The sequence below is a fragment of the Methylophaga sp. UBA3192 genome, from assembly GCA_002363955.1.
GTDB lineage: Bacteria > Pseudomonadota > Gammaproteobacteria > Nitrosococcales > Methylophagaceae > Methylophaga.
The window spans coordinates 39,499-66,455 of the sequence record DEXE01000003.1; the positions used below are offsets into that span (position 1 = coordinate 39,499).

Annotated in this window: 22 protein-coding genes and 1 tRNA gene; 8 read left to right on the forward strand and 15 right to left on the reverse strand. The window is 46.8% G+C overall.

Going from position 1 to position 26,957, the window contains the following annotated elements:
• Positions 1–42: 42 nt before the first annotated feature.
• The gene (locus B2337_RS01725; RefSeq protein ID WP_292414556.1) at positions 43–426 is read left to right on the forward strand and encodes a GxxExxY protein; all 384 of its coding nucleotides are present in this window, start codon (positions 43–45) and stop codon (positions 424–426) included.
• 19 nt (positions 427–445) lie between these two features.
• On the opposite strand, the gene dhaL is transcribed toward B2337_RS01725, so the two are convergent.
• The 3 genes from dhaL to B2337_RS01740 form a co-directional block, all read right to left on the reverse strand.
• Positions 446–1,078, reverse strand: coding sequence for a dihydroxyacetone kinase subunit DhaL (dhaL, locus tag B2337_RS01730; protein ID WP_292414555.1), 633 nt, complete (start codon positions 1,076–1,078; stop codon positions 446–448).
• Positions 1,079–1,236: 158 nt separating this feature from the next.
• Complete coding sequence (locus tag B2337_RS01735; RefSeq protein WP_292361954.1) at positions 1,237–2,412, reverse strand: porin; 1,176 nt, start codon at positions 2,410–2,412, stop codon at positions 1,237–1,239.
• A gap of 625 nt (positions 2,413–3,037) precedes the next feature.
• Positions 3,038–3,113, reverse strand: a tRNA-Phe gene (locus B2337_RS01740).
• Positions 3,114–3,247: 134 nt separating this feature from the next.
• Here B2337_RS01740 and B2337_RS01745 point away from each other — a divergent pair.
• The gene (locus B2337_RS01745; RefSeq protein ID WP_292414554.1) at positions 3,248–4,321 is read left to right on the forward strand and encodes a hypothetical protein; all 1,074 of its coding nucleotides are present in this window, start codon (positions 3,248–3,250) and stop codon (positions 4,319–4,321) included.
• Between the two features lie 45 nt (positions 4,322–4,366).
• A complete protein-coding gene (locus B2337_RS01750) occupies positions 4,367–7,489 on the forward strand; it encodes an efflux RND transporter permease subunit (protein WP_292414553.1) in 3,123 nt (1,040 codons plus the stop codon).
• Positions 7,490–7,528: 39 nt separating this feature from the next.
• Here B2337_RS01750 and B2337_RS01755 read toward each other — a convergent pair whose 3' ends face one another.
• The 5 genes from B2337_RS01755 to B2337_RS01775 form a co-directional block, all read right to left on the reverse strand.
• The gene (locus B2337_RS01755; protein ID WP_292414552.1) at positions 7,529–8,644 is read right to left on the reverse strand and encodes a hypothetical protein; all 1,116 of its coding nucleotides are present in this window, start codon (positions 8,642–8,644) and stop codon (positions 7,529–7,531) included.
• A gap of 27 nt (positions 8,645–8,671) precedes the next feature.
• On the reverse strand, positions 8,672–10,348 hold the full coding sequence (gene mutL / locus B2337_RS01760) for a DNA mismatch repair endonuclease MutL (RefSeq protein ID WP_292414551.1): 1,677 nt from the start codon (positions 10,346–10,348) through the stop codon (positions 8,672–8,674).
• 48 nt (positions 10,349–10,396) lie between these two features.
• Positions 10,397–11,806 (reverse strand): N-acetylmuramoyl-L-alanine amidase, encoded by a 1,410-nt coding sequence (locus B2337_RS01765; protein ID WP_292361959.1) that lies wholly within the window; start codon positions 11,804–11,806, stop codon positions 10,397–10,399.
• A gap of 101 nt (positions 11,807–11,907) precedes the next feature.
• Positions 11,908–12,360: a tRNA (adenosine(37)-N6)-threonylcarbamoyltransferase complex ATPase subunit type 1 TsaE gene (gene tsaE, locus B2337_RS01770; protein ID WP_292414550.1), complete on the reverse strand. Its 453-nt coding sequence runs from the start codon at positions 12,358–12,360 to the stop codon at positions 11,908–11,910.
• Complete coding sequence (locus B2337_RS01775) at positions 12,360–13,850, reverse strand: NAD(P)H-hydrate dehydratase (RefSeq protein ID WP_292361961.1); 1,491 nt, start codon at positions 13,848–13,850, stop codon at positions 12,360–12,362. The genes tsaE and B2337_RS01775 overlap by 1 nt, the downstream gene beginning before the upstream one ends.
• 46 nt (positions 13,851–13,896) lie before the next feature.
• Between B2337_RS01775 and queG the strand changes: the two genes are divergently transcribed.
• The 3 genes from queG (at position 13,897) to B2337_RS01790 (ending at position 18,359) form a co-directional block, all read left to right on the forward strand.
• Positions 13,897–14,970, forward strand: coding sequence for a tRNA epoxyqueuosine(34) reductase QueG (queG, locus tag B2337_RS01780; protein ID WP_292361962.1), 1,074 nt, complete (start codon positions 13,897–13,899; stop codon positions 14,968–14,970).
• Positions 14,971–15,071: 101 nt separating this feature from the next.
• On the forward strand, positions 15,072–16,958 hold the full coding sequence (locus B2337_RS01785; RefSeq protein WP_292414548.1) for a PhoX family protein: 1,887 nt from the start codon (positions 15,072–15,074) through the stop codon (positions 16,956–16,958).
• A 381-nt stretch (positions 16,959–17,339) separates the two neighbouring features.
• Positions 17,340–18,359: a sodium:calcium antiporter gene (locus B2337_RS01790; RefSeq protein ID WP_292414547.1), complete on the forward strand. Its 1,020-nt coding sequence runs from the start codon at positions 17,340–17,342 to the stop codon at positions 18,357–18,359.
• A 349-nt stretch (positions 18,360–18,708) separates the two neighbouring features.
• Here the strand turns inward: B2337_RS01790 and B2337_RS01795 are convergent, their stop codons facing one another.
• The 6 genes from B2337_RS01795 to orn all read right to left on the reverse strand — a co-directional run bounded on the left by B2337_RS01795 (position 18,709) and on the right by orn (position 24,285).
• Positions 18,709–20,106 (reverse strand): cryptochrome/photolyase family protein, encoded by a 1,398-nt coding sequence (locus B2337_RS01795; protein ID WP_292414546.1) that lies wholly within the window; start codon positions 20,104–20,106, stop codon positions 18,709–18,711.
• 9 nt (positions 20,107–20,115) lie between these two features.
• Positions 20,116–21,648 (reverse strand): cryptochrome/photolyase family protein, encoded by a 1,533-nt coding sequence (locus tag B2337_RS01800; protein WP_292414545.1) that lies wholly within the window; start codon positions 21,646–21,648, stop codon positions 20,116–20,118.
• Positions 21,641–22,054 (reverse strand): DUF3429 domain-containing protein, encoded by a 414-nt coding sequence (locus B2337_RS01805; protein ID WP_292414544.1) that lies wholly within the window; start codon positions 22,052–22,054, stop codon positions 21,641–21,643. The genes B2337_RS01800 and B2337_RS01805 overlap by 8 nt, the downstream gene beginning before the upstream one ends.
• A complete protein-coding gene (locus tag B2337_RS01810; protein ID WP_292361968.1) occupies positions 22,051–23,499 on the reverse strand; it encodes a 3'-5' exonuclease family protein in 1,449 nt (482 codons plus the stop codon). The genes B2337_RS01805 and B2337_RS01810 overlap by 4 nt, the downstream gene beginning before the upstream one ends.
• The gene (locus B2337_RS01815; RefSeq protein ID WP_292414543.1) at positions 23,496–23,648 is read right to left on the reverse strand and encodes a DUF2256 domain-containing protein; all 153 of its coding nucleotides are present in this window, start codon (positions 23,646–23,648) and stop codon (positions 23,496–23,498) included. Before B2337_RS01815 ends, B2337_RS01810 begins: the two co-directional genes overlap by 4 nt.
• Positions 23,649–23,733: 85 nt before the next feature.
• The gene (gene orn / locus B2337_RS01820; protein ID WP_292361970.1) at positions 23,734–24,285 is read right to left on the reverse strand and encodes an oligoribonuclease; all 552 of its coding nucleotides are present in this window, start codon (positions 24,283–24,285) and stop codon (positions 23,734–23,736) included.
• 109 nt (positions 24,286–24,394) lie between these two features.
• Here orn and B2337_RS01825 point away from each other — a divergent pair, with 109 nt between their 5' ends.
• Together B2337_RS01825 and B2337_RS01830 are read left to right on the forward strand one after the other, a co-directional pair.
• Entirely contained in the window at positions 24,395–25,642 is a 1,248-nt protein-coding gene (locus B2337_RS01825) for a M48 family metallopeptidase (RefSeq protein ID WP_292361971.1), read from the forward strand.
• Positions 25,643–25,918: a c-type cytochrome gene (locus tag B2337_RS01830; RefSeq protein WP_292414542.1), complete on the forward strand. Its 276-nt coding sequence runs from the start codon at positions 25,643–25,645 to the stop codon at positions 25,916–25,918. It abuts the gene before it with no gap.
• On the opposite strand, the gene B2337_RS01835 is transcribed toward B2337_RS01830, so the two are convergent.
• The gene (locus B2337_RS01835; RefSeq protein ID WP_292414541.1) at positions 25,919–26,956 is read right to left on the reverse strand and encodes a GGDEF domain-containing protein; all 1,038 of its coding nucleotides are present in this window, start codon (positions 26,954–26,956) and stop codon (positions 25,919–25,921) included.
• Position 26,957 lies beyond the last annotated feature (1 nt).

Below are 26,957 nucleotides of genomic sequence, written 5' to 3' on the forward strand. Positions count from 1 at the left end.
TTATTTAGTCAACCGCAGATTACGCAGATTATGCAAAAGGATATGCAAACATACGAAATTATTGGTGCAGCAATGAGAGTTCACTCTGCATTAGGTCCGGGGTTCTTAGAGTCTGTTTATCAGGAAGCACTGGAGATTGAATTTAAAGACAGATGCATAGACTATGTAAGAGAAATGTCGCTACCAATTTACTATCGAGGGCAACAACTTAAAACTTTTTATAAAGCTGATTTTGTTTGTTTCAAGTCATTGATTATTGAGCTTAAAGCACTTCAAAAACTGTCAGGGTTAGAGGAAGCCCAAGTGATTAATTACCTAAAAGCCTCGCAATTGCAAAAAGCACTATTACTCAATTTTGGGGCAACTAGTTTGCAACACAAAAGATTAGTTCTTAATCTGCGTAATCTGCGGATAAATGTCTACTAAACCTCTGTGCCCTTTGTGGTTACTTTTCAATTATGCAATCAGCAATAGCACACAACATCAGCTGGCTGGTGCGGGCACCGGCATCGATATGACCACGGGCGCGTTCACCCAGAAATGATGCGCGGCCTTTGGTGGCGAGCATATCCTTAGTCGACTCCATCCCATCTATCGCAGCTTTTTTCATATCTTCCAGAGCAACCGATAATTCCACTCCGTTGCTAATGCTTTGTTGCAGGCTTGATGATGCTGGAATTAATGTATCCAGCATGGTTTTTTCACCCATACCCGCTTTTCCTCGGGCTTTAATGGATTCCACTCCGGCAGTAAAAATATCGCTGACGGTTTGCGAATCAATTTGTTTATCCTTGGCTGTTTTGCCCATCGTCACAAACATGGATCCAAACAATGATCCTGATGCGCCGCCCATGGTCGACATCAGTGTCATACCAATTTTGCTTAACGCTGCTGAAAAATCCAGTTGTTTCAACGCATCACTGTTATTCAGCAATGCATCAACTCCACGTTGCAGATTAATCAGATGATCACCATCTCCAATAGCCTGATCTAAATGAGCAATTTCATCGGCATGATTGTTTATAGTGTCTTTGATAGCCTGAATAAACGGTAAAACAGTAATACTGCTGTCAGACATACATACCTCTTAACGTAGTTATTAACATAATCAACTTAGCTTAACGCAGCTTACCGTTTCAGAAAATGTCGAAAATAAAAATAAAAAAAAGCCCCAACCCGAAGGTTGAGGCTTTTTATCAGTTTTAAACTAAACCCGGAGGCTTAGAAAATAACTGCTTACCAGCTGATGAAACCACCGATAGCTAATACGTCAGTATCTAACTCGCCACCGCTGTGGAATTCATCTTCCATTTGCGAGTATTCAGCAACCAGTTTCAGGTTTGAAGTCACATCGTGGTAAACACCTACAGTCCACATGCTACGTTTATCAATATCATAAGTAGCAATCGTGCCTGCTTTTTCAGCAGAAGTCAGGTCTAATGTTGACTCACCATAAGATGCTTTAACTGCTGTTACGCCAGCGAAAGTGTAGCCAGCTTGAACGTAATAACCATCACCATCACGCTCTTTGCCATTAGCATCAGTTGCAGAACCAAACGCAAGGCCACCTAAGTCGCCCACACCTTTGTTGTCATAATAAGCTGCAACAAAGTCAAAGCCGCCTAAACCAAGGTTTGCACCTAATGTCCATGCATTTGATTTGATATCGCCACCAGCACCATCAATTTTTTGAGTCATGCCGCTCAACCAAGCTTTAAACATGCCGCCATCAAAGTTAGTTGCATAGCTCAAGTCAGCTTCATAACGTGGATCTTTTTCTGCGCTTCCGCCAGCTAAAGTGCCAACTTCGTCAGCATCCATAACCGCTAAAGCAACCTTGAAACCAGCCATGTCAACTGAAGTCCAACGCATTTGTGAACGCCAGTCGGCATAGTCATAACCGTAACCGATACGACCTAAAGTTGTTTGGCCATTATCCGAGTTACCAGCTACAACAGCACCAACGCCGTATAAAGTTTGGTCTAACAGAATGTTGTGTGAGCCATAAAGACCTAAGCCTTTACCCAGCATTACTTGACCGAAAGCACCATCAACAGTTGCAAACGCTTCACGTTGCTCCATTGCTGAACCGTTCTGGCCTTCGTTAAAGTAGCTACCACCGTTAGTTGATGGAGAGATAGAAACACGTGCACCAACTGTCAAGCCATTGATTTCAGGAGCTTTAACGTTGAAGCCAAAGAATGTTGGCAATAAACCGTTACGAACACGGCTGTTATCGTTGCTGCCACCACCGGCAACGTCTGCATCTGATTGTACGAAGAATTGGTTGATGTTACCGTCAACACTGAATTCGTATCCGTTTTCGCCGCCAACGACGATTGTCGCGTTAGCTGCGCCGGCTGCTGCAAATGCTGCTGCGCCGACTAATGTAGCTAGTGTAGTTTTTTTCATGTCTGTTCACCTTCTAGTTGTTAACAGATTACTTTAAGTTTCTCTCGTAACCGGAATGTTTCGCGGTTAAGACTGTATTTTCCACATCTGAAAAACCTTTGCAACACTTTTACAACAAAAAAATGTGAATTTGGTCAATTTGCCACGAATGTGTGTTTTTTTTACAACAAAGGCTGTTTTTGTCTATGTATATTAAAGCTAACAATTAAATTAACCACAGAGACACAGAGTGCACAGAGATTAATATTTGCAGTTAAAGTTGCTGAAACCACTAGTAACAATGAGGAGGAAAGGTAATCCGCAGATTACGCAGATGAACGCAGATTAAACTTTGAAGACTTTATTGATGGGCTTTTCGGCCTATCAACAGATCCTATAATAACAATTTAACAAGAGCTTATTGGTTTCGGTGTCTCCGTGGTTAATTTTTATACCCAAACACAAGCAGCCTTCAAAGCTACCTCAATAAAAGCAGCTTTATAATATCTGTGAAAATCTGCGTAATCTGCGGATAAACTTCTATTAAATCTCTGTGCCCTCTGTGTCTCTGTGGTTAGTTATCAAAGCAGGAATAGCAGCCAATAAAAAAGCCCGGTTTGCAATGCAAACCGGGCTTTGAATTCGATGGTGGCTCGACCTGGAATCGAACCAGGGACACAGGGATTTTCAATCCCTTGCTCTACCAACTGAGCTATCGAGCCAACAAGGTGCGGTATTAAACCTGCCCGAGTGCCTGCTGTCAAGTCATGTTAAGCATCCCAGGAAGTTGTCCTTGTGGCATTTATGCAGCCATGCTGTAATGACGGGCAGTTTTGCATCGGGGCAGCAAATAAAAATGAATTCAAGCCAACGTATTTTATTGTGGGTCATCAGTGTTTTAGCGATAGCTTCGGCTGTTTATTTTTTTTCGCCATTATTTGATTCGCCAGTCCCTTCAGATAACAGAACGGTTGAAAATCCGGATAGGGATGATAATGATGATGAGAAGCAGCATCATCAATTTGCGCTATCGGTTGAGGTAACTGAAGCCGCCCAGGAATTGGCCTCTATCAAAAGTCAGACGTTGATGGAAAGCTTCCATACTCCAGAGATGCGTGCCTCTGCCGTGGTTATTCCGACACAGGATTTACAATTAGCCCGTTCACGTTGTGTTGAGGCGGAAATGCAACATCGTCTTGCTCAGGTGAATGAACAGGGGATGAGCAAAGAGCTTTCACGCCTGAAAACATTACAGCAGGCAACGGGAAGTGTGGCATCAAAAGAGGTTAATTTCGCCCAGAGCAATTTATTGGTGGCTCAGGCCGAATCCGGGTTAAAACAGCAACTGGTCAACAACTGCCATGCCGAAATACGTCAGCAGTGGCCAGCCCCCATTGCTGACTGGATTATTAAGGGCGGTGAAGATTTCAATCTGCTGATGGCAAGGGAGCAGACCGTTATAAAAGTCATATTGCCGGTGAATCAAAGCTTGAATCAGCGCGCGACTACCATTCGTTGGCAACAAACCAATCAGGAAAATAACGTGGGGCAGGCGCAACGATTGGCCGCTGCCTTTATGGCCGATCCGGTATTAAGTGGTGAAACCTGGTATTTCCTGAATAAATCCTCATCGTTGCGGGAAGGGGCCCGATTACAGGTATGGGTGCCCAATTCCGATAACGCATTATCAGGTGTGATGATCCCATATCAATCCGTCATCTGGTACGCGGGACAACCGTGGACATACCTGCGAATCAATGATGAACGATTCCAGCGGATATCATTGGCGGAAGGCATTCATTCTGTCGAGGGTATTCATCTTCAAAGAGGGATTCATCCGGGTGATGCTATCGTCACCTCAGGGGCTCAGACATTGTTGTCGGAAGAGTTTAAATGGCAAATCCATGATGAAGACGATGATGATGACTAATCGAATTCACTACAAACCATTATTTGATAAATAACAGGAACACGGATGCTCTCTCATTTGGTTGCCTTTTCGGTTCGTGCACGGGGTGTCGTATTGGCTATAGCCGTGTTGATGCTTGGTTATGGCTGTTATCAAATTTATAAAGCCAGTCTGGATGTGTTTCCTGAATTTGCACCGAAGCAGGTTATTATTCAGACCGAAGCATCGGGGTTTACTGCCGAGCAGGTGGAAACGCTGGTTACCCAACCGATTGAAAATGCATTGGGCGGCTTACCGGATGTCATGTTTGTGCGTTCGGCCTCCACTCCCGGTTTATCTGTTGTCATTATTACTTTTGAAGACAAAACCGATATTTATCTTAACCGTCAGTTGGTTTCAGAACGGTTGATGCCGGCACAGGGCCAGTTACCGCAAGGTGTCGGTCCCGCTTTGATGGTGCCGCTTGAGTCGTCTTCCGGCACGATTATGACCATTGGTTTAACGTCGGATCAACAGAGCATCATGCGTTTGCGGGAAATGGTCGACTGGACCTTAACACCCAGATTGCTTGCTGTAGATGGTGTGGCGGATATCAACGTATTCGGCGGTGCTGAAAAGCAAATGCAAATTCAGCTGGATCCGCAGAAGCTTGCCATGTATCAGTTGTCGCCATTAGATATCGTTGCCGCAGCACGCGAAGCTACGGCATTGCAGGGTAGTGGGTTTATTGAAAATGCCAACCAGCGAATGATGCTTCAGGTGATCGGCCAGCCGGTGAGTGCTGAAACGATGGCGAATGTGGTCATTCGTCAGCAGGGCCAATCGGTATTACATCTTGGTGACGTTGCCACAATTGAATATGGTCCGGCTCCAGCAATCGGTGGTGCAGCCATTGGCGGCAAGGCTGGCATTGTGTTGATGGTCATTGGTCAATATAAGGCTAATACGCTGGCTGTGACACAAGGCGTTGAAACCGCTCTGAACGAGTTTCGGGATGGGTTTGAGGTCGATGGTATTGAGTTACATGCGGATCTGTTCCGCCCGGCCAACTATATACAAACATCACTGGCGAATATTCGACATCATTTGCTGGTGGGCGGCGGTTTGGTGTTATTGGTGCTGTTTTTATTTCTGTTTAATTTACGCACCGCGATAATTTCCATGACAGCGATTCCGTTGTCATTATTTGCGGCATTAATCGTGCTGCTCGAATTCGGCGTCAATATCAATATCATGGTGTTGGGCGGTCTGGCGATTGCCTTGGGCGAAGTTGTGGATGATGCCATTATTGATACCGAGAATATCTTCCGGCGACTGCGGGAAAATGCGGTGTTGAGAGAACCACGGCCCGTTATTCAAATCGTCTATGAAGCGTCCATGGAGGTGCGTAGTTCGGTGGTTTATGCCAGTTTGATTGTGATGCTGGTATTTGTGCCGTTATTAACACTGGGCGGCGTAGCGGGACGAATGTTCGAGCCTTTGGGACAGGCGTATATTCTGGCGATTCTGGCATCCTTATTCGTTGCGTTGACTGTTACGCCAGCACTTTGCCATGTCTTGCTAAGCCGGATTGGCGTCACACGCACTACCGAGCCACCGTTAATTCACTGGTTACAAGTCGGCTATGGGCAGATATTACGGGTCACTTGCCAGTTTCCCAAGCTGATGGTGTTATCCGTACTGATCTTTTGCTTGGCTGGTGCCAGTTTGCTGCCTTATTTCGGCGGACGATTTTTACCTGAGCTGCGTGAAGGACATTACATTATTCATACAGCCAGTGTGCCCGGAACCTCGTTGCAGGAATCATTACGCATAGGTGGTTTAATAGAACAGCGTGTGGCGGCTATACCCGGCGTGCGAGCGACTTCACAATGGGCCGGGCGTGCAGAACGGGGAGCCGATACCTTTGGCACCCATTACAGTGAATATGAAGTGGATCTGGAGCCACTGTCAGGTTCAGAACAACAGGCGATTTTGGATGAAATCCGCGAAATCCTTGAAGAATTCCCGGGGATCAGCTCTGAGGTGAATACCTTTCTGACAGAGCGTATCGATGAGACTATCTCGGGCTATACCTCGCCGGTTGTCGTCAATATTTATGGTAATGATCTTGATGCTCTGGATTACAAAGCACGTGAAGTGGCTGATGTGATGGCAGACATTGAGGGCGCAACGGATATTCAGTTACGTGCACCACCAGGCGAACCTCAGTTGCAAGTGCGGATAAAACTCGAAGAATTACCCCAATGGGGCTTGCAACCGGCGACGGTGATGCAAAACATTAAAGCTGCCTTTGATGGTATTAAAGTGGGTCAGATTGCCGAAGGGAACCGTCTATTTGATATTAACGTGGTTCTGCCACCGCAATTACGTGAACAGCCACATCACTTATTAAGTTTGCCGTTGCGTACTCTGGATAATCGTATGCTGACGTTAGGCGATGTCGCCGAAGTACAGCAGGTTTCAGGTCGTCACGCGATTCTGCACCATGGTGCTCAACGACTGCAAACCATCACCTGCAATGTCAGCGGTCGTGATTTACGTTCTTTCTTTAATGAATTACAGCAACGTGTGCATCAGCAGGTACAGTTTGATGCGGATACCTATCCTGAGTTTACCGGCACCGCTGTGGCTGAAGCCGAATCGCGTAAGGATCTGTTAGTGCACTCGGTTCTGGTCGGGCTGGTTGTGTTGATTTTGCTGTTTATGGCTCTGCGCAGTGTGCGGAATACCTGGCTGGTGTTATTAAATCTGCCTTTTTCATTATTAGGAGGTGTGATGGCGGCCTGGTTAACCGGTGGGGTGTTATCTATTGGTTCGCTGGTCGGATTTGTCACACTGTTTGGTATCACACTGCGTAATGCGATTATGCTGGTGTCACACTACCAGCACCTGATTGAACATGAGGGTAAAGTCTGGAACATGGAAACAGCTATTCAAGGTGCACTTGAGCGTCTGCCATCAATATTGATTACAGCGTTGGTAACTGCATTGGCGATGCTGCCGATTGCTATCAACGCGGATAGTCCGGGACGCGAAATAATGGGGCCAATGGCTGCCATTATTATTGGAGGTTTGATTTCGTCAACTTTGCTGACTTTGTTAGTGTTGCCCAGTGTGATGTTGCGTTATGGCGAATTTAAAAAACGTCGGGTCAGTCAAATGGAAACCACCATGCAAACGCAATAATGCCGAGTACAAATGCGATCAAAATGATTTCAACAATCATCAGCGACCAATAGCAAAGGTTTCTGTGGTGTTACTTTTCTGTTCAGCAAAGAATTGATAGATATCTTTCAACTCTTCGCCGGAAAAACGGATCAGAATCAATTCCTGTCCCGGATGAATGATGTTTGGATCATATCCCATGGTATGGGTATTAAAGTTATAGACATAACTGGTCGAGACTTTCTGATGCAGGATTTTACCAAGAAAAGAACTTAAACCAGTGGGCAAAGGTTCATCGGCGTCCGCCGGAATAAGCACACTGACATTTTGTTCAGCACCGTTTCGTTGCAGACGGATACCCTGACGAAAATTACGAATCAAACCTGTTTGAATAATGCCCCACAAACCTTGGATATCTTCTTCTGTTACCCGATGCAGATAAAACAGACTGTCCTGCATTTCGGCCGTATCACTATCAATTAAATCGGCGATATCCAGCTTCTGTACACCACGACTGATCGTCACAGACATTTCCTGATCCGCTGGTATATCAGCATCTGCCAGTTCGCTGGCTTTAATCTGCCTGACCTGTTTCTGTTGACGGATCTGTGTAACAGGTGCTGTGTGATCGATATCTTCACGTTTTAATAACTCCACCAGCGGAGCAGTGATGGTCTCGCCCTGCTCAGTCACAATGGTAACGGGAGCGATATGATCCTCTTCTTCAGCTTCCAGCTCCTGTAACGTGGTATTTTCGCGGATTTGTTCAGTATAGCGGAGAGTCAGGGGGGTATCAGCGCTAAGCGATTTATCATCCATCAGACTTTTCAGTGTCGTGACACGTTGTTCCAGCTCCGGCAGAGCAATAATACTGTCTGGTCGGACAAACATATCTTCGTATTCATTGACAATAATCGAATCCGAGTTGGAATCAGCCAAACGATCTACAAACTCTTCTGCTTCCTGCTCACGAATGGTTTCACTGTCGGGCAACTCTTCTGCGGAGCGGATTATTTCCAGCGGTAAATCCGGTTCGATGACTTCTATCGGAGGATCAACAGTGAGCTCACTGCGATTTGGCGGGGCGTCACTCCATAACAAGTAGCCAAACAGTAATAACACGATAACAGCGAGTATCGCCGCGACTATTGTAGAACCTGTACGGGCTCGATCCATTTGAAAACCGCCTCAGTGCATGTTTATTCAGTCCGAGAATAAGCTACCCAGTGTTAGCAAATCAAGTTTCCGGCACCATGACTGATGAATACATTCCGATGGGGATACATTCTGCAGCCATTGCTCAGTCTGTTGCGGTTGAATCGTGTCAGTCGTTTGCAGCAGGTTCAACAGATGTTGACCCAGCATTGTGGCATCCATATTTTTTTGGCTGACCGCATCTATGACGCTAATCACCATGGTTTTCAGATCTAACTGTGCCAGCGCGACAGGAATTTTTTTAATGATGAGTGAATCATCCTGTGGCTGCAGTTCGAAACCAAAGTTGTCCAGCAAGCTCTGTTGTTCAGCAACAGCTACTTGCTGAGCGGCAGTACAAGGGATATTCAGTGGAACTAATATCGGGCGGCTTTGTAATGGCAGTTTTTGCAGATGCCCGGCAAATTGTTGCTGGCGCAAAGTTGACAGAGCCCTGGGTAAATCAATCAGGTAATGCTGTTGCTGAAACAGTGCCCAGGCAAAGCGTTGATGCAATACCTGTATTAACTGAAAACCATCTGTTGAATTGGATCGATTCACCGGAAATGCTATCTGCAGTGACGATTCATGCCGGGCATTGGAAAACTGGTGCTCCTGATAGTTGGCAGTGGATTCTGCAATACGTGGTGCAGAAGAAGCTGATGACGGAACGGAGTGCACAGGTCTGATTTGTCCATGTAATTCATCGCTAATGGCCCGATGAATAAGGCCGTGAATCAGTCGGGTCTCGCGAAACCGAACTTCGTGTTTGGTAGGATGCACATTAACATCCACTCGGTCCAGTGGAATTGTCATGTATAAAACATAAGCCGGATGCCGGCCGGCCGGAATGAGATCCGCATAAGCCTGACGAATCACCTGACTTATCAGTCGATCCCGGATGACCCGGCCATTAATAAAAAAGTATTGCTGATCGGCTTGTGGCCGATGTGCTTCGGTATGACCCAACCAACCTTTGATATTGATGACATCAAATTGCTGGTCAATAACAAGTGCTTGTTTGACGAAGGTTTGTCCACAGATTTTGCCAATCCTGGCTAATTGCTGTGCATCGGTCTGAGCAATCGGCAGATTTAATTTTTGCTGACCATTTAAATTACACTGAAACCGCACATCAAATTGGCTTAATGCCAGACGTTGCAGTGTCGTGAGAATCTGTTGCTGTTCGGTGCGGGCACTGCGAAGAAAGCGTCGGCGTGCAGGCAGGTTGAAGAAAAGATCACGCACCGCCACGGTCGTACCTTTCGGATGTGGAACCGGCTCAGGCATATCTGTTTCAAAATGGATTTGCCAGCCACATTCACTATCATGTTGTCTGGAAATCAAACTCAGATTGGAAACCGAGCTGATACTGGGTAAGGCTTCTCCACGAAATCCCAGACTGGAAATCTGGCTCAGCTGATCACTGGAAGAAATTTTGCTGGTGGCATGGCGACTGAGTGCCAGACAGAGATCATCAGGATGAATACCTGAGCCATTGTCCCGAACCTGAATCAGCTGACTGCCGGATCCTTCAATGGTGACATCAATTTCCGTTGTGGCTGCATCAAGGCTGTTTTCGACCAGCTCCTTAATGACTGATGCCGGGCGTTCGATAACTTCGCCAGCCGCAATCTGATTGGCGAGTTGCAAGGGGAGAGCATGGATACGTTTCGGTGTCAGCATTGACACAGTTTAACAGTTGCGAAGAGGAATTCCGCAGTCAAAAAACGCTTAAGGGATTTTCAGTATATCACCAACATGTAAGGTACTGGTTTGCAGATTGTTGGTTGATTTAAGTTCCATCATATTCACACGATAACGCTGTGCAATGGCACTGAGTGTATCTCCACGGCTGACAATATGCTGCTGAGGTTTGACCTGCTGTGTGATGGGGTTACGCTGGAAATAGCTGCGAATCCCGGCCAACATGGCTTGAGCAAGTTTGTTCTGGTGATTGACATCGTTGAGCTTGCGTTCTTCTTCGGGGTTAGAAATAAATGCTGTTTCTACCAGAACCGATGGAATATCCGGTGACTTAAGTACCACGAAAGCCGCTGATTCAACTTGTTTTTTATGCACAGGTCCAACCCGCTTCAAGCCACCCAGAACACTGTTGCCGACTTCCAGACTGGCTTCCAGACTGGCAGTTTGAGACAAGTCGAGTAATACCGACGCCAACAAATCATCTTTGTCTTCCAGACTGATTCCACCAGCCAGATCTGCAGCATTTTCCCGATCAGCCAAAATCTGGGCTGCTTCACTGCTGGCACCGCGGGAAGACAGAACATAGACGGAAGAGCCTTTGGCACTGGTACGCTGAAACGCATCGGCATGGATAGAGATAAACATATCAGCACCGTTTTGTTTGGCACGTTGAATACGCTGTCTCAGGGTAATAAATTCATCTCGATCCCGCGTCATATAAGCTCGCATGCCCGGCTCGTCGTTAACCAGTTTAGCCAGTCGTCGTGAGATGGCCAGTACGACATCTTTTTCCCGCGTACCGTTGCGGCCAATTGCTCCCGGATCACGACCGCCATGGCCAGGATCAATTGCGATAACAATATCACGACGTGGTAATACTGGTCTGCTTCTCACGGTTGTTGCAGTTGCCTGCGGCAGCTCACTGGATGTTGTTTTAGCCTGCGAGGGAGCGTCATTATTTTTTGCCTGATTAGACGAAGGCTGATCAGTCGATGTTTCAGCATTGGGGTCTGGAGATTGGGTCGTTTTATTTTTGGCAACAGCAGCAGTGGCTGGCCCATGTTTTAAATCAACCAGCAGACGATGGGAGTATTCACCTTCAGGAATCAAGGCTCGGATTTCATAATCTGTGGCTTGTTTAAGATCAAATACCAAACGATAGGTATTTTGATCGTGCTGGGCATGGCGAATTTTATCGACCACGGCACTGTTGAAAGTGGGGGCAATTAAGGCTTTATTGACTTTGGCCGCTTTAATATCCACAACTAAACGATGCGGGTTGGTCAGGGTAAAACTCTTGTACTCCAGTGCTTTATCCAGATCCAGCACAACGCGGGTCAGGTTTTCATTTTGGGAGACACGGATATTTTCTACCGATGCGCTATGCGCCGTGGCAGTTAATATCAGCATTATCCATCCCAATAATAAACGAGACATAGTCAGTTCCTGCAATTTACTCAGCCTTAGTTTGTGATTGAAGGAATAAAAAATCAAGACTTTTTTCTATATTTTTAAAAGAGATACAGAGTAAAGCTGAATTAATTGTGAAGTTTTTCGCAGATATCTGACGCGACTTCTGAATAAGCAGTAAGAATCACTTGTCGGCCGGAAGACTGATAATTCAATGAGATCAGCAGATCCGGTTCAGGTAATACACCTTTACCTTGCTCCGGCCATTCGATTAATGTCAGGGTATTTGCAGAAAAATAATCCTCAATACCGAGATAGAGTAATTCTTCCGGATCCGCCAGGCGATACAGATCAAAATGATAAACATCCCGCTGATGGATAATGTAATGTTCCACCAGAGTGTAGGTCGGACTTTTGACTTTTCCAGTATGTCCCAGAGCGGTAAGTAGCCCCCGGACAAAAGTGGTTTTGCCAGCTCCAAGATCACCTTTCAGATGAATGCAAAATGCTGATTCGGGCAATAATACTGCCAGTTTAGCAGCCAAATCCAGGGTGGATTGTTCGTCAGCGAGCCAGAGCATTAATAGATAAGGTTCGCTAATCGACGGAGATGTGGCATCAAATCCATTGCCAGTGTCCCGCGTTCACCATCCAATTCAGCAGCTCTGTCCGCTGCCATACCATGTAATGTCACGCCAACACAGGCTGCATCCATTATCGGGAAATGTTGTGCCAGCAAACCGCCTATGACACCAGCCAGTACATCACCCATACCTCCACTGCCCATTCCTGGATTACCCCAGGTGGAGAGGCGGGTAGGCGCTTCTCCGTTTGAGATTAATGAGCCGGATCCTTTCAGCACGACCACACCACCATAACGTCTTTGCAGCTCATAAACGGCTGCAAAACGATCGGCTTGAATATCTTCTGAGCTGCAACCCAACAAGCGTGCAGCTTCACCCGGATGTGGTGTGAGCACCCAATTGTCATGATGTTGCGGATTTTTGCTCAGCAGGTTTAATGCGTCAGCATCCACTACCATGGGTAAGTTGGTCTCAATCGCTTTGTGGAATAACGCAATACCCCATTCACTCTGGCCTAAACCGGGACCAACCGTTAAGGCATTGGCCGGACGTAACAACGCTTCCAGATCACCGGCATCCTCCACGCCGTAGCACATCAATTCCGGTCGGGCCAGATTGAGGATTGGGCCATGCGTGCTGCGGGTGGCAATACTAATCAGTCCTGCGCCAACACGCGCCCCTGCTTCTGCGGCAACACGTGCTGCTCCCGGCATTCCGTGGTCACCACCAATAATAAATAAATGACCGTATAGACCTTTATGTCCTGTGCGCTCACGCGGTGCTAATCCAGCTGCGTCATTTTCAAGACTGACGCGACGTGCAATTGGAGTAAAGACGTTATAAATGGCGGAAGGGACTTTTAGCGAATCAAAACAGACCTCACCGCAAAAGTTCGGCCCTTCACCGGTAAACAGGCCTTTATTCAGGCCAAGAAAGCTCAAGGTGATGGTAGCGTGAACTGCTGTTCCCAGAGCTCGCCCGGTATTGGCGTGAATGCCGGAAGGAATGTCCAGCGCCAGAACGGGAATACGTTTGGTATGCTGGTTGATAGCATCAATGGCGAGAGCGTAGTCACCACTTACTTCACGGTTAAGACCTGTCCCTAAAAGCGCATCCACAATAACGTCGGTCGTGGGTAATTTATCTTCAAAGCGATGAATTTCATTACCCGTTGCAATATAGGCTTCACGGGCCGCGAGCGCTTCCTGGCTCATTTCCTTCTCGTCGCCAACTTGAAATGCCACGACACGGTAATCTTTTGCTAACGCCTGACGAGCTAACTCAAAACCATCGCCTCCATTATTACCGGTACCGCAGACCACCAGAATGCGTTCGGCTTGAGGCCAGTAATTTTTAATTGCATCCAGCGCCGCTTCTCCAGCACGTGACATTAATTTTGCTGGGGAAATGTTATGTTGCTCCGTAACGATACGTTCCAGTTCACGGGTTTGCTCAGCAGTGTAGAGTTCATGTGGCAAGGTCGACATAAAATAATATCCCGATGAAAAAATTCAGTTCTTTATAATAGCCCGCATGGCCGATCCAAATACAGTGCAGTTCTCCCGTGCGCTCCTTGCAGATATGCAAATCTGGGCGCGTTCGCTTGGCTTTCAACAGCTAGGGGTCAGTGATATTGACTTGTCTGTCGCAGAAGATCAATTACAACACTGGCTGGCACGCGGATTTCATGGCGAAATGGACTTCATGCAACGTCATGGCAGCTTGCGGAGCCATCCTGAAGAATTAGTGCCTGGCACGGTTCGTGTGATTACGGCGAGAATGGATTACTGGCCGGAAACCGCGGCCGATGCCTGGCAGGTGATGGGGAACAGTGAACTTGGTTTTGTTTCCCGTTATGCCCTGGGCCGGGATTATCACAAATTGATACGTAAGCGTTTACTCCGCCTTTCACAAAGAATTGAAGAGGCTGTTGGGGAAATGGGCTATCGTGTATTCACCGACAGTGCCCCAGTGATGGAAAAGGCATTGGCACAGAAATCCGGTCTGGGCTGGATAGGCAAGCATACTAATGTATTAAACCGTCAAAATGGTTCGTATTTTTTCCTGGGGGAAATTTACACTGATCTGCCTCTGCCGTTAACCGAACCGGTATCCGAGCATTGTGGCAGTTGTACTGCGTGCATTGATATCTGTCCGACTCAGGCCATTGTCGCGCCTTATGAACTGGATGCACGCCGTTGTATTTCCTATCTGACCATTGAGCTGCGTGGCAGCATTCCAATTGAATTCCGCTCAATGATGGGCAATCGTATTTATGGCTGTGATGACTGTCAGCTGGTTTGCCCGTGGAACAAGTTTGCTCAGATGACCACGGAATCAGCCTATCTGCCGCGACAAGGTCTGGATGCGCCACAGTTAGTCGATTTGTTTGGCTGGACAGAACAGGAATTTCTGCAGCGACTGGAAGGCAGTCCAATACGACGTATTGGCTATGAATGCTGGTTGCGTAATATTGCAGTTGCCCTGGGGAATGCTCAGACTAGTGACAGTGTGTTGGCAGCATTAAATAACCGGGCAGGGCATCCTTCCGAGTTAGTTCGCGAACATGTGCTTTGGGCCTTGGCGCAACACCAACGATTGTCATAACTTTGTCACGCCGTCGCATTAAGTTGTCTTTTTAGTGATGGAGTTATCCGCTACGGAATAGGTCAGAACCACTCGTGTGATAAATACATTCAGGAAAAAGCATGTTGGAAAACAGCTTCGATAATCTTATACAGAAACAACTCAGCCGCCGTTCTGTGCTGCAATTTGGTTTGGGAGCGATGCTCGCATCGGCTATGCCATTGTCTTCTGCGGCAACCATATTGCAGCTTCATCCTCAATTAATGGGCTTTAAAGCGATTCCTGTGGCGGATTTACTGGATGAAGTGGTGGTGCCGGAAGGCTATCGGGCAGAAGTATTTTACCGCTGGGGCGATCCGGTTTCTGACGGTCCTGTTTTCAATATGGATGCCAGCAATTCGGCAGCAGAACAGGCTCTTCAGGCCGGCATGCATCATGATGCGATTCATTTTTATTCCTTGCCTGCCGATTCAGCCAACTCGGATCACGGTTTGCTGGTGATGAACCATGAATACCTGGATCTGGATATCATTCACACTGATGGCAGCCATACACATGCTCCAGAAACCTATACGGCTGACAAAGTCGCCAAAGAACAAAACGCGCATGGTGTGTCGCTGATTGAGGTCAAGCGTGATAATGGTCAATGGCAAATTGTCCGGCCGTCAAAATATGCACGGCGTCTGACGGCGAACAGCGAAATGCAGATAAGCGGCCCGGCGGCGGGGCATGATTTGTTGAAAACCCATGCCGATCCTGACGGCAAAAATGTGTTGGGTACATTAAATAACTGCGCCAATGGCAAAACCCCGTGGGGGACTTATCTCACCTGCGAAGAGAATTTTCATTACTACTTTGTTTTTGATCCAAAACATCCAAGGGACGCTGAGACTGAACGACGTTGGAAGCGTTACAAATTAGGGTTCAGTTATTACGGCTGGCAGCAGTTTGATTCGCGTTTTGATCTGGATAAAGAACCCAATGAAGCCAATCGTTTTGGCTGGGTGGTTGAATTTGATCCCTACGATCCACAGAGTATTCCGGTTAAACGCACTGCGTTGGGTCGTTTTGCTCATGAAAATGTCGCCATCAAAGTTGCTGCCGATAATCGTATTGCCTGTTATTCCGGTGATGATGCCCGTTTTGAATATATCTATAAGTTTGTCACCCGTGACAGCTGGGATGGCACCCCGGGCGCACACCATGGCAAATTGCTGGATGAAGGCGTGTTATTCGTTGCCCGATTTGATGACGAAGGTATTGGGGTCTGGTTACCTTTAATATATGGGCAGAATGGTCTGATCCCGGAAAATGGATTTAGTGATCAGGGTGATGTGTTAATTCATGCCCGGGCCGCGGCTGACCAGTTAGGGGCCACCAAAATGGATCGTCCGGAATGGATCACCGTGCATCCTGAGACAGGCGAGATATTTGTCTCACTGACCAATAACAGTGAACGCAGTGAAACCAATCCGGCTAACCCCCGACAGCCAAATTTATATGGGCATCTGCTTCGGTTTAATGAGGTCGATGCCACTTCCACCGAATTTACTTGGGAGGTGTTTGTACTGGCAGGCGGGGAAGAGCATGGTGCGACTATCAACGGAGATATTTTTGCTAACCCCGATGGTTTGATGATTGATCAGCGAGGCCTGCTGTGGGTACAAACCGATATCAGCTCAAGCAAAATGAATGAAGGCGAATTTGCTCAGTTTGGTAACAATCAAATGTTGGCAGTAAATCCGGCTACTGGCGAAACCAGACGTTTTCTTACCGGGCCGGTGGGATGTGAAGTTACCGGCGTCACCATAACGCCCGACATGAAAACCATGTGGGTCAATATTCAACATCCCGGTGAGATGCCAGCGGTTTTAGAAAAGCGTGGCATTGTGAAATCCCCCCAAAACCCCAGCGCCGCCAGCAACTGGCCGGATCATCTGCCTAATGGCCGACCTCGTTCCGCTACCGTGTTAATCACTAAAGAGGATGGTGGGGTGATAGGGACGTGATTCTGAGTGATTTACCACAGAGGCACGTAGGGCAGAAAGGTTTAAAAGCTATTTATCCGCAGATTACGCAGTTGGACACAGATTAATTGAGAGCAACTTTGATCTAAACTCGCTTCATAAATCATCACGATTGGTGAATTCAAAAAACTTCCGTGGGGTGGCGCGAGGCAGGAAGCCCAACAATCACATCATCTATGTCGGGTTACGCTGCCGCTAACCCGACCTACATTTTTTATTAATCTTTGTGTGCTCTGTGTCTCTTTGGTTAATCCAAAAAAATCTGCGCCCATCTGCATAATCTGTAGATCAAATTATGGTAGTTTTGGCTGAGACTAGGTTTTGATTAATATTTCAGGCAATTCCCAGCCATTTGAGGCCTAAATGTTTTCATCCCTGACGCTCAACCTGATCGTCTTTGGCATTGCTGCTATGGCCATTGTCCTCGCGGGCAGTCGGCTGGCAAAGTTGGCAGATGAACTGGCCGATCGTACTGGCATGGGCGAGGCCCTGTTCGGAGTATTGTTGCTGGCGGGGGTGACTTCGCTCCCGGACTTTGCCGCGACCTTAAGTGCCTCGATGGATGCACGGCCAGATCTGGCCATGAGTAATGTTATGGGTAGCATGGCGGTGAATCTGGTATTTCTTGGCATTGCAGACATCGTTTATCGCAAAGCCAATCTGGAGCATGCGGCCGCTTCCCCTGTAAACCTGATGCTGGCAGGTTTGTTGATCGTTTTACTGACCCTGCCGTTACTGGCGATCGTCTCGCCTTCGGTTTCATTCTGGGGCGTGCATCCGGTTACGCCGGTGATCGTTGTCGCCTATCTGTTTGGATTACACTTGGTTCACCGCACGCAGGTAAGACCCATGTGGTTCCCACGTTCAACCCGGCAGACAGTTCCGGATAAACCCGAAAAACAGCATCATGGTAGCTTGACGGCAACATGGCTTGGTTTTATTGCCCTGGCTTTGGTGACCTGCATCGCCGGTTGGATGGTAATGGAATCAGCCAAAGGCATTGCCGATCACACCGGACTTTCTGACACCCTGGTGGGTGGTTTGTTTACCGCCCTGGCGACTTCCACTCCCGAATTGGTGACCACTATCGCCGCGATACGCTACGGTGCGCTGACCCTGGCAGTAAGCAATATCTTCGGCACCAACTGTTTTAATATTCTTGTGGTCGCCGCGGCCGATGCAGGTTATCCGCATAATTCTATCTATCACGACATGTCGCCAGTGCAGATGACATGGGGGTTGGTCAGTATTTTGATGACGGCCATTCTTTTGCTGGGCATGGTGCGACGCGAGACTTATGGCATTGGCCGAATTGGTTTCGAAAGTGCCTTAATCCTCTCTGTTTACGTGATCGCCTTGGGCATCATTGTATTAAATGGCTGAGACCTTTCAGGTTATTAACCAAAGAGACACAAAGGTTTAGTAGATATCTATCCGCAGATTACGCAGATGGACGCAGATTATTCGAAACGCAATGTTGATCTTATTTTGCCTTAATAATCATAAGATTTGGTGGATTAAAAAACTTCCGTAGGTTGGCGCTGAGGCACGAAGCCCAACAATCATGTTTTCTATGTCGGATTACACTGCGCTAACCCAGCCTACGATGTTAATTAATCTCTGTGTTCTCCGTGTCTCTGTGGTTAAGCCAAAAAAATCTGCGTCTATCTGCGTAATCTGCGGATTAAACCTTTGGAGTTCCGTTACCAAAAGCTTCGGATTCAATTGAAAATTAATCTTTCGGCAAATCCTTAAATGCCGCGATGGCATCTTTTCTGGCCTGTTTATAATCCACAACCGGTTGCGGGTAGCCGCATTGTTCGCGTAGTTCTGCTGGTGGATTATGCAGTTGCTTGATCGGTACGTCTTTTAATTCGGGGACAAAGCGTTTGATAAATAATCCCTGTGGGTCATAACGTTCGGATTGCAGGGTAGGGTTGAATACCCGAAAGTAGGGCGCGGCGTCGACGCCGGTTGATGCACTCCATTGCCAGCCACCGTTATTGGCGGCGAATTCACCATCAATTAAAGTCTGCAGAAAATACTGTTCTCCACGTCGCCAGTCGAGTAACAGCAGTTTGCTGAGAAAGCTGGCGGTGATCATTCTGAGTCGATTATGCATCCAGCCGGTTTGGTTGAGTTGACGCATAGCAGCGTCAACAATCGGAAAGCCGGTTTTGCCTTCGCACCAGGCTTTGAAACCGGCTTCATCATTACGCCAGATAACTTTTTCGGTTTCCGGTTTGAATGCCTTACCCATACTGAGGCGTGGAAAATACAGCAATAATTGTTTGTAAAAATCCCGCCAGGCAAGTTCACGTAACCAGTCGTCATGACGCCAGTCACGATTAGCTTCGCCACAATAAAACTGAATGGTGTCCAGTAATCTTCTCGGACCTAACTGACCATTGGCCAGATACGGTGACAAAGTACTGGTGGCCGGTTTGCTGGGAAAATCGCGTTGGCTTTTGTAATCATCCAGTTTGATTTCACAAAATGCCGAAAGCCGTTCCAACGCTTTTTGTTCGTTGCCGGGCCATAAATCATCACGAAATTCTCCGGCCCAGTCACATGCCAATAGATCCGGTTTTAGGGCTTTACCCTGTGATTTTGGTTCGGCATACGGGGCTTGCTGAATATCTTCGAGGATTTGCAGCCAGCGACGGTAATAGGGCGTGAATACTTTAAAAGGATCATCCTGCTGGGTTTTTACCGGTAAGGCGACCAGTAAATCTTCGGCGAGCAGATGCACGATTATATTGGCTTTGGTTAATGCAGTATTAACAGCCTGATCACGACGTTGTTCATCAAGCGGCGTTTCGGCTTGAAACCATATATCACTGATATTTTGTTGCTGGCAGAATTTTAATAATTCATCGGGCACATCGGTAAAAGAATCGACTTCAAGTAAATAAAAAGGTATGCCAAGCTGGGCAAGTCGATCAGCGATATCCTGTATCGCTGCGGCACGAAGACCCAGTTTGGCGGGAGATTCATTGTGTTGCTGCCATTGTTTGGGGGTGGCGCAAAACACTACCTGGATTGGTCCTTTTTCAGCCGCGAGTGCTAATGCCGGATGATCATCGAGGCGTAAATCATTGCGTAACCAGACCAGTTGCGTTGCTTGCATGATGTTTCCTTACGGTAAATTTCTGAACAGGTATTCAGCCCGCTGGCTGATGGCCTGTTGTTCATCTTGAGTTTTGTTGTGCCAGTTTTTGACCTGCATACCTAAACGGGGATTTTTACTCAGCAAATCCTGATGCCGGTCGACAAAATGCCAGTACAACGTGGTAAATGGGCAGGCGTTATCGCCACTGGCTTTTTTGGGATTAAATGGGCAGGACTGGCAATAATTGGACATGCGATCAATATAAGCGCCGCTGGCAATATACGGTTTGGAGCCGACGATACCGCCATCAGTGTATTGGCTCATACCCAAGGTATTCGGGATCTCCACCCAGGCAACAGCATCAACATACATCCCCAGATACCATTCATGAATGGCCTTGGGTTTAACACCCCATAACAACGCAAACAATCCCGTCACCATTAGTCGTTGAATATGATGCCCATAGCCATGATCCAGGACCTGTCTGACACTGTGATACAGGCAGGTCATGTCGGTTTCAGCAGTCCAATATAATGCTGGCAGATTGCGCCGGGCATTCAGCGCGTTCATTGTTAGCCAGTCATCACGATAGCTCCAGTACAGACCCCGTACATATTCACGCCAGCCGAGGATTTGCCGGATAAAACCTTCCACCGCATTTAATGGTGCTTTATTGTCGCTGTAGGCTTTTTCAGACGCTGTAATCACTTCTGCGGGGGAGAGTAATTTCAGATTGAGACAGGTTGATAAGCGTGAATGATACAGCCAGGGTTCATCGGTCCACATCGCATCCTGAAAGTCACCGAAATGCGGCAGCCGATTTTGAATAAAATCCTCTAAGGCGGCTAAAGCCTGCTGGTGTGTCACCGGCCAGTTGAAGGTTTCAATATTGCCGTAGAGATCGGGCAGAAATTTTTCAACATCGGTTATGGCTTGTTTAGTGATGTCGTCTGCTTCAAACAGTAACGGTTCAGGCAATTTGGATGGACCTTTTTTGCCAAAACTTTTGCGATTGTCTTTATCAAAATTCCATTGACCACCTATGGGCTGGTCATCATCCATCAGGATTTGCCGGCTTTTACGCAGTTGCCGATACCAAAATTCCATTCGCGGTTGTTTGCGATTGGCTAACCAGGCTTTGAATTCACCTTTCTCACTGATGAAATGCTGATCGGCCAGCCATTCAATCTCAATATCAAATTCATTGGCGCATTGCTGTATTTCATTCATAACCCTGACATCACCAGGTAATACGCAGCGAATTTTTTCAAATGAATCCTGTTTTAACGTGGATGATAAAGCGTCACGGAAACTGGATTTTTTATCATTTAACGTCCAATAAATCAGCGGATAGTTATTCGTTTTGAGTTGCTCAGCAAAATGGCGCATCGCCGATAAAAATAAAACCGTGCGCTGTTTACTCGATAAATATTCTGTGGACTCAGCCGACACTTCCGCCATCCACAACCTATCATGCTGTTGATCAAAGTCATCGAACAGCAGACTGCTGGCATCAAGTTGATCACCAAGAATAATATTAAGATAGTGCAACTTAGCCATTTAACGTTGAAAGCGCCGCCAGCCATAATGCAATCGCGGCCCCATAAGATAAATGTCCACGCAGACGCATCAACTCGGCAGAGTAGATCTCGCGTAGTTGCTGCCGTTCGTATAAGTTCAGACCGATAAATGATAATGCGGCCAGCCATAGCCAATAATGTGTTGGAGATAACAACCAGCACCAGGCCCATAACATGGTGGACACACTGACTATCACGACATGACGTGGCAGATCGTAAATGCTGCTGACATACCAGAGCAGTCCGCCGAGGAAGGTGAAAATCAGTGCGGCATAACTCAGCAGCCAGTCAAAAGCATACAAAAATCCCAGCCAGCTCATAATGGCCAGCCCAAAGAAAGGCAGCAATCCGGCGTAGCCTAAAATCCGATGCCTGGTGGTGATCATGAAGCCTCCTCTGCAGGTAAATGTAAGGTTTCAATCAATAATTGTTTGGGACGAAGTTTTAACAAAAAGCGTAGCTGGATTTTGTAGGCATCCAGATCAAAATATTGTGGTTCAGCATATTGCTGCTGTAATCGTTCAAAGGCATCGTGTTGGTTTTTTACGATGCCGAGATAAAGCCATTGATCGACCAGATGAAAATGTGCCGCTTCATAATCGCCATCAGACGGCAGTTCGGTAATCACTATTGGGCCTTTCCATGGCCAGGCCTGATTTTTAATACCCGATAACGCAGTTTGCAAACGCAGGTTGTAGCGTATTGACGGTTCTTCACCACAGCAGGCACCCAGACATTTTTTTAACTGATAACCGAAACAGCCGTTTTTGGTTTTTTCCAGCCCGCATAGTTTCTGACACAGCTGATGTTCATTAATTAGATCGAGCAGTTTTTTTTCCGCCTGTTTTTGGCTACGGAATAATCCATAACGCTGACTGATATTTGGCGATTGATGTAAGTCGGCCATCTCGACACTGGTGCGATGATAGCCATTTTCATCTGTTGCCAAGGCGATTTGGTACAGCCGTTTGGCTTTGGTCTGTCGCCGGTTATAGCGTGGCGTTTGGCTTTTGATTAACTGATTTTCCAGTAACTGCGCGCCAAAGTCGGAAGGCGTTTCAATAAAGTCGATGTGTTGCAGTTGTTGTTGCATCTCGCTGTTGCGCTGTTTGCCATTTATGACAAAGTGACTCAAAACACGTTGTTTGATATTGACGGATTTACCTATATAAAGAAGTACGCCTTGTTCATCAAAGAACTGATATACACCAGGCCGTTCGGGCAGTTTATTAATTTCATTAATATCGAGATGACTGGGCAGTCGGGTTTGTTGGGACAGCTGCTGACAGGCTTGCTGAATGGTTGATTCATCAAAGTCATGTTGGGTTTGCTGGAACAATTCGAGAATGACCTGTGCATCATCCATCGCCCGATGCCGTTGATTAATAGTCAAACCGAGGCGGGAGACAATGGCATCAATGCCATGACGACGCTGTTCCGGGTAAAGCAGTCGACTGATTTTAACCGAACATAATGTTTTGGCTGAAAAGGTAATACCTATGCGGCGAAACGATTCGCGGATAAAACCATAATCAAAGCGCACATGATGGGCAACAAATACTTTGTCCGCTAAACGTTGGTGCAATTCTTCAGCAATGTCGGCAAAGGACGGTTGGTTTGCCACCATTGAATCGGTAATGCCGGTTAATTTGCTAATCCATGGTGGAATACTGATACCGGGATTGATTAAGGTTTGCCAGCGATCGGTTTCCACACCATCGGTGATTTCGATCAGGGCAACCTCAGTGAGCCGATCACGTAATGCATTGCCACCGGTTGTTTCGCAGTCAAGCAATACCAATTTTTCCGGAAAACCCAGTAGCGGTTTCATGGATGAATCGCTGATTTACGGTTACGGCGACAGCGTTCGGAACAGTACAAAACCTGCTCCCAACAGTCACGCCATTTTTTTCGCCAGCTGAACGGACGGTTGCAGACCATACAAAATTTGGATGGTAAGTTTGGTTTGAGATGCACCATTACAATCACAATTTAATTGAGTGTAATGATCATCCTGCGGTTGTCGTGAAATTACCGTGAATTGAATTTGTTATAAATCGTGACGTTATTCAGGCACTTTAATCATGTGCTCGCGGTAATGCTGCAGTTCGCGGATGGAGTCCTTGATATCGTCCATTGCCAGATGTGATGATTTTTTCTTGAAGGCTTTTTCAACTTTGGGAGCCCAGCGACGCGCTATTTCCTTGAAACTGCTGACATCCAGATTACGATAATGGAAATAGGCTTCCAGATCGGGCATCAACCTCGCCATAAATCGACGATCCTGACAGATACTGTTACCGCACATGGGTGATGTACCGGCGGGTACATATTTTTTTAGAAATTCCAAAGTTTCCTGTTCGGCCTGCTCAACAGTGACAACACTATTACGCACCCGTTCAGTGAGGCCGGAGCCACCATGTTGTCTGGTATTCCACTCATCCATCCCTGCGAGAATCGAATCTGGCTGATGAATTGCGAGAATGGGACCTTCTGCCAGGATGTTGAGCTCGCCGTCAGTGACAATGGTGGCGATTTCGATAATATAGTCGTTATTGGTGTCGAGACCGGTCATCTCCAGGTCAATCCAGATCAGGTTATGTTTGCTTTTGGCCATGGGCTCCATCTTTTTATTACTACAGATTTAGGTGAACTATGTTGCCATTAATTGTATCAAAGGCTAATGTACGCAACACATTATAGGATTCTAACTGGTTTAAAAAATTATGAATGAATTTAGCTGGATATTTTTAATTGCTCTCGCCCTGATGACGGGGATTGAGATCTGGTTGTCATTGCGTCAACGTCGCCATGTGCTGGCGAATCGCGATGAAGTGCCTGCCGCATTTCGTGAGCAGATTGGTCTTGCCGCACACCAGAAAGCCGCTGACTATACCGCTGCCAAAGGGGCTCAAATGCGCCGCGAAAGTTTATTTGGAGCTGTAGTGTTAATCCTCTGGACCCTGGGCGGTGGTTTGGCATTATTGTCCGGGGCATGGGAAAGTTTAGGCTGGTCAGCGATGACCACTGGTGTCGTGTTGATTTTGAGCTTTTTGCTGATTGGCTCAATACTTGAACTGCCTTTATCCTGGTATCGCACCTTTGTGATGGAAGAAAAATTCGGATTTAACCGCAACACGCCAGCCTTGTTTATGGGGGACTTTGCCAAACAGTTACTGTTGATGCTGGTATTAGGTGCGCCAATTGCCTGGGTGACTTTATGGCTGATGAACAGCACCGGTGATTTCTGGTGGTTATATTTATGGGCAGCCTGGATGGTTTTTGCCGTGGTAATGATGTGGGCTTATCCTGCGTTTATCGCACCATTGTTTAACAAGTTCACGCCGTTAGATGATGCCAACCTGAAACAAAAGGTTGAGAGTTTATTGCAACGTTGTGGTTTTAAGAGCCAGGGCATTTATGTGATGGACGGTTCGCGCCGCAGTGGACATGGCAATGCCTATTTCACTGGCTTGGGTAATAACAAACGCATCGTGTTTTTTGATACGCTGTTGAATACCCTGAACGAAGATCAGATTGAAGCGGTATTGGCCCATGAGTTGGGACATTTTCGTCGCAAGCATGTTATAAAAAATATGCTGATGATGGCTGTGATGAGCCTGGTTGGTCTGGCGTTGTTAGGTTGGGCTTCAACTCAAACTTGGTTCTACTCCGGTCTGGGCGTGGAAACACAAAATAATGCGATTGCATTGATTCTGTTTATGCTGGTGATTCCGGTATTCAGTTTCTTCCTGCATCCTTTAATGACATCTATGTCTCGCAAATATGAATTTGAAGCGGATGCCTATGCTGCTTCGGTTTCCAGTGCGGATGATTTGATTACCGCACTGGTGGCTTTGTATAAAGAAAATGCCAGTACGCTGACACCGGATCCATTGGTTTCAGCTATTTATGACTCGCATCCACCGGCATCACTGCGTATTGCCGCGTTGCAGACTCGAGTCGCCGGATAGATGCGTTATTTAGTGACCTTGATTTTTCTGTGTGTCAGCGCAACGGCGCTGGCACAGGGAAAACAATTGCACGATGCCAATTGTATGCAATGTCACGCGTCTTTGGCAGATGGCCAACCCAATTCAATCTATAGTCGATCGAATAGAGGGGTTAAAACACTGGATGGGTTGGAAAAACGGGTGGCAAATTGTGCGATTGCCGCCGATGTGAACTGGACCGCTGCTCAACAAAAGCAAGTTGTAGAGTATCTCAACAGTCAGTTTTACAAATTCTGATTAACGCAACGTAAGACAATTTCTGCCAGCGGCTTTTGATTCATATAAAGCGACATCGGCACGCTCGATAATATTCAATGAGGTATCACCAGGCTGATACTGACTCAACCCTACAGAAACAGTGACCATACCAATTGTTTCATCACTGTCTTTTTTCTTCAGATTACTGCTCGCCAGCTGTTGGCGAATCCTATCGGCAATTTGCACGGCTTTATGTGAAGGGGTGTCGATAAAAATTAATGCCATCTCTTCTCCGCCAAAACGCGCTGCGATATGCGGTTTGTCTTCACAATGTTTTTTCAATATGCTGGCAAAAAACTGTAAGACTTTATCGCCGAGCAAGTGGCCGAATCTATCATTGACCTGTTTGAAATGATCGATATCAAATAAGGCGAGGCTGAATGTCGTTTCACTGTGCAGGCACAACTCACTTAATTCTTTATTCAGACAGGCACGATTCACCAGACCTGTTAAGCCATCAGTCTTCGCCTGCTCTTTAACGGCCTGTAATTCTTTCCTCAATTTAATAATTTCCTGACTGGTTTGCGCCAGTTCTTGTTTTAATTCGCTGCTTGACTGTCCCATTTTTCGTGTGTTGACAAGAATTTCAGCCAGTACTCCTTTAATCTCGGACAGATCTTGTGATTGTTCCAGTTTATTTTGTTGAAGTGCTAAATCTTCAGAAAAATCATCTGCAGCCAGTTCAACCCGATTAATTTGATTCATCGTGTTGTCGACGACCAGCCGGAGTCCATTATTGGTTGCCTCAAGCCTTTCTGGCATACCCATTAAAACGTACTTTTCATAAAGCTGTTGAGTCAGTTCCGGGGTGATTTTCTCCTGTTGTTGCAATCGACTGTCAATGGCTTTCTTTAATGCCTGATTGGTCCCTGCCACATATTCGTACCAGACGGCGTAATTAACCGGGTTAACAGGTGTTTGGTGCTGATTGATAAAGGGTAGTGCACGGCGCAGGTTTTCAGAGGCCTGATGAAAAGGTTCAGTGTAAACGGGAGGGAATGAGGATGGCGTTGACACA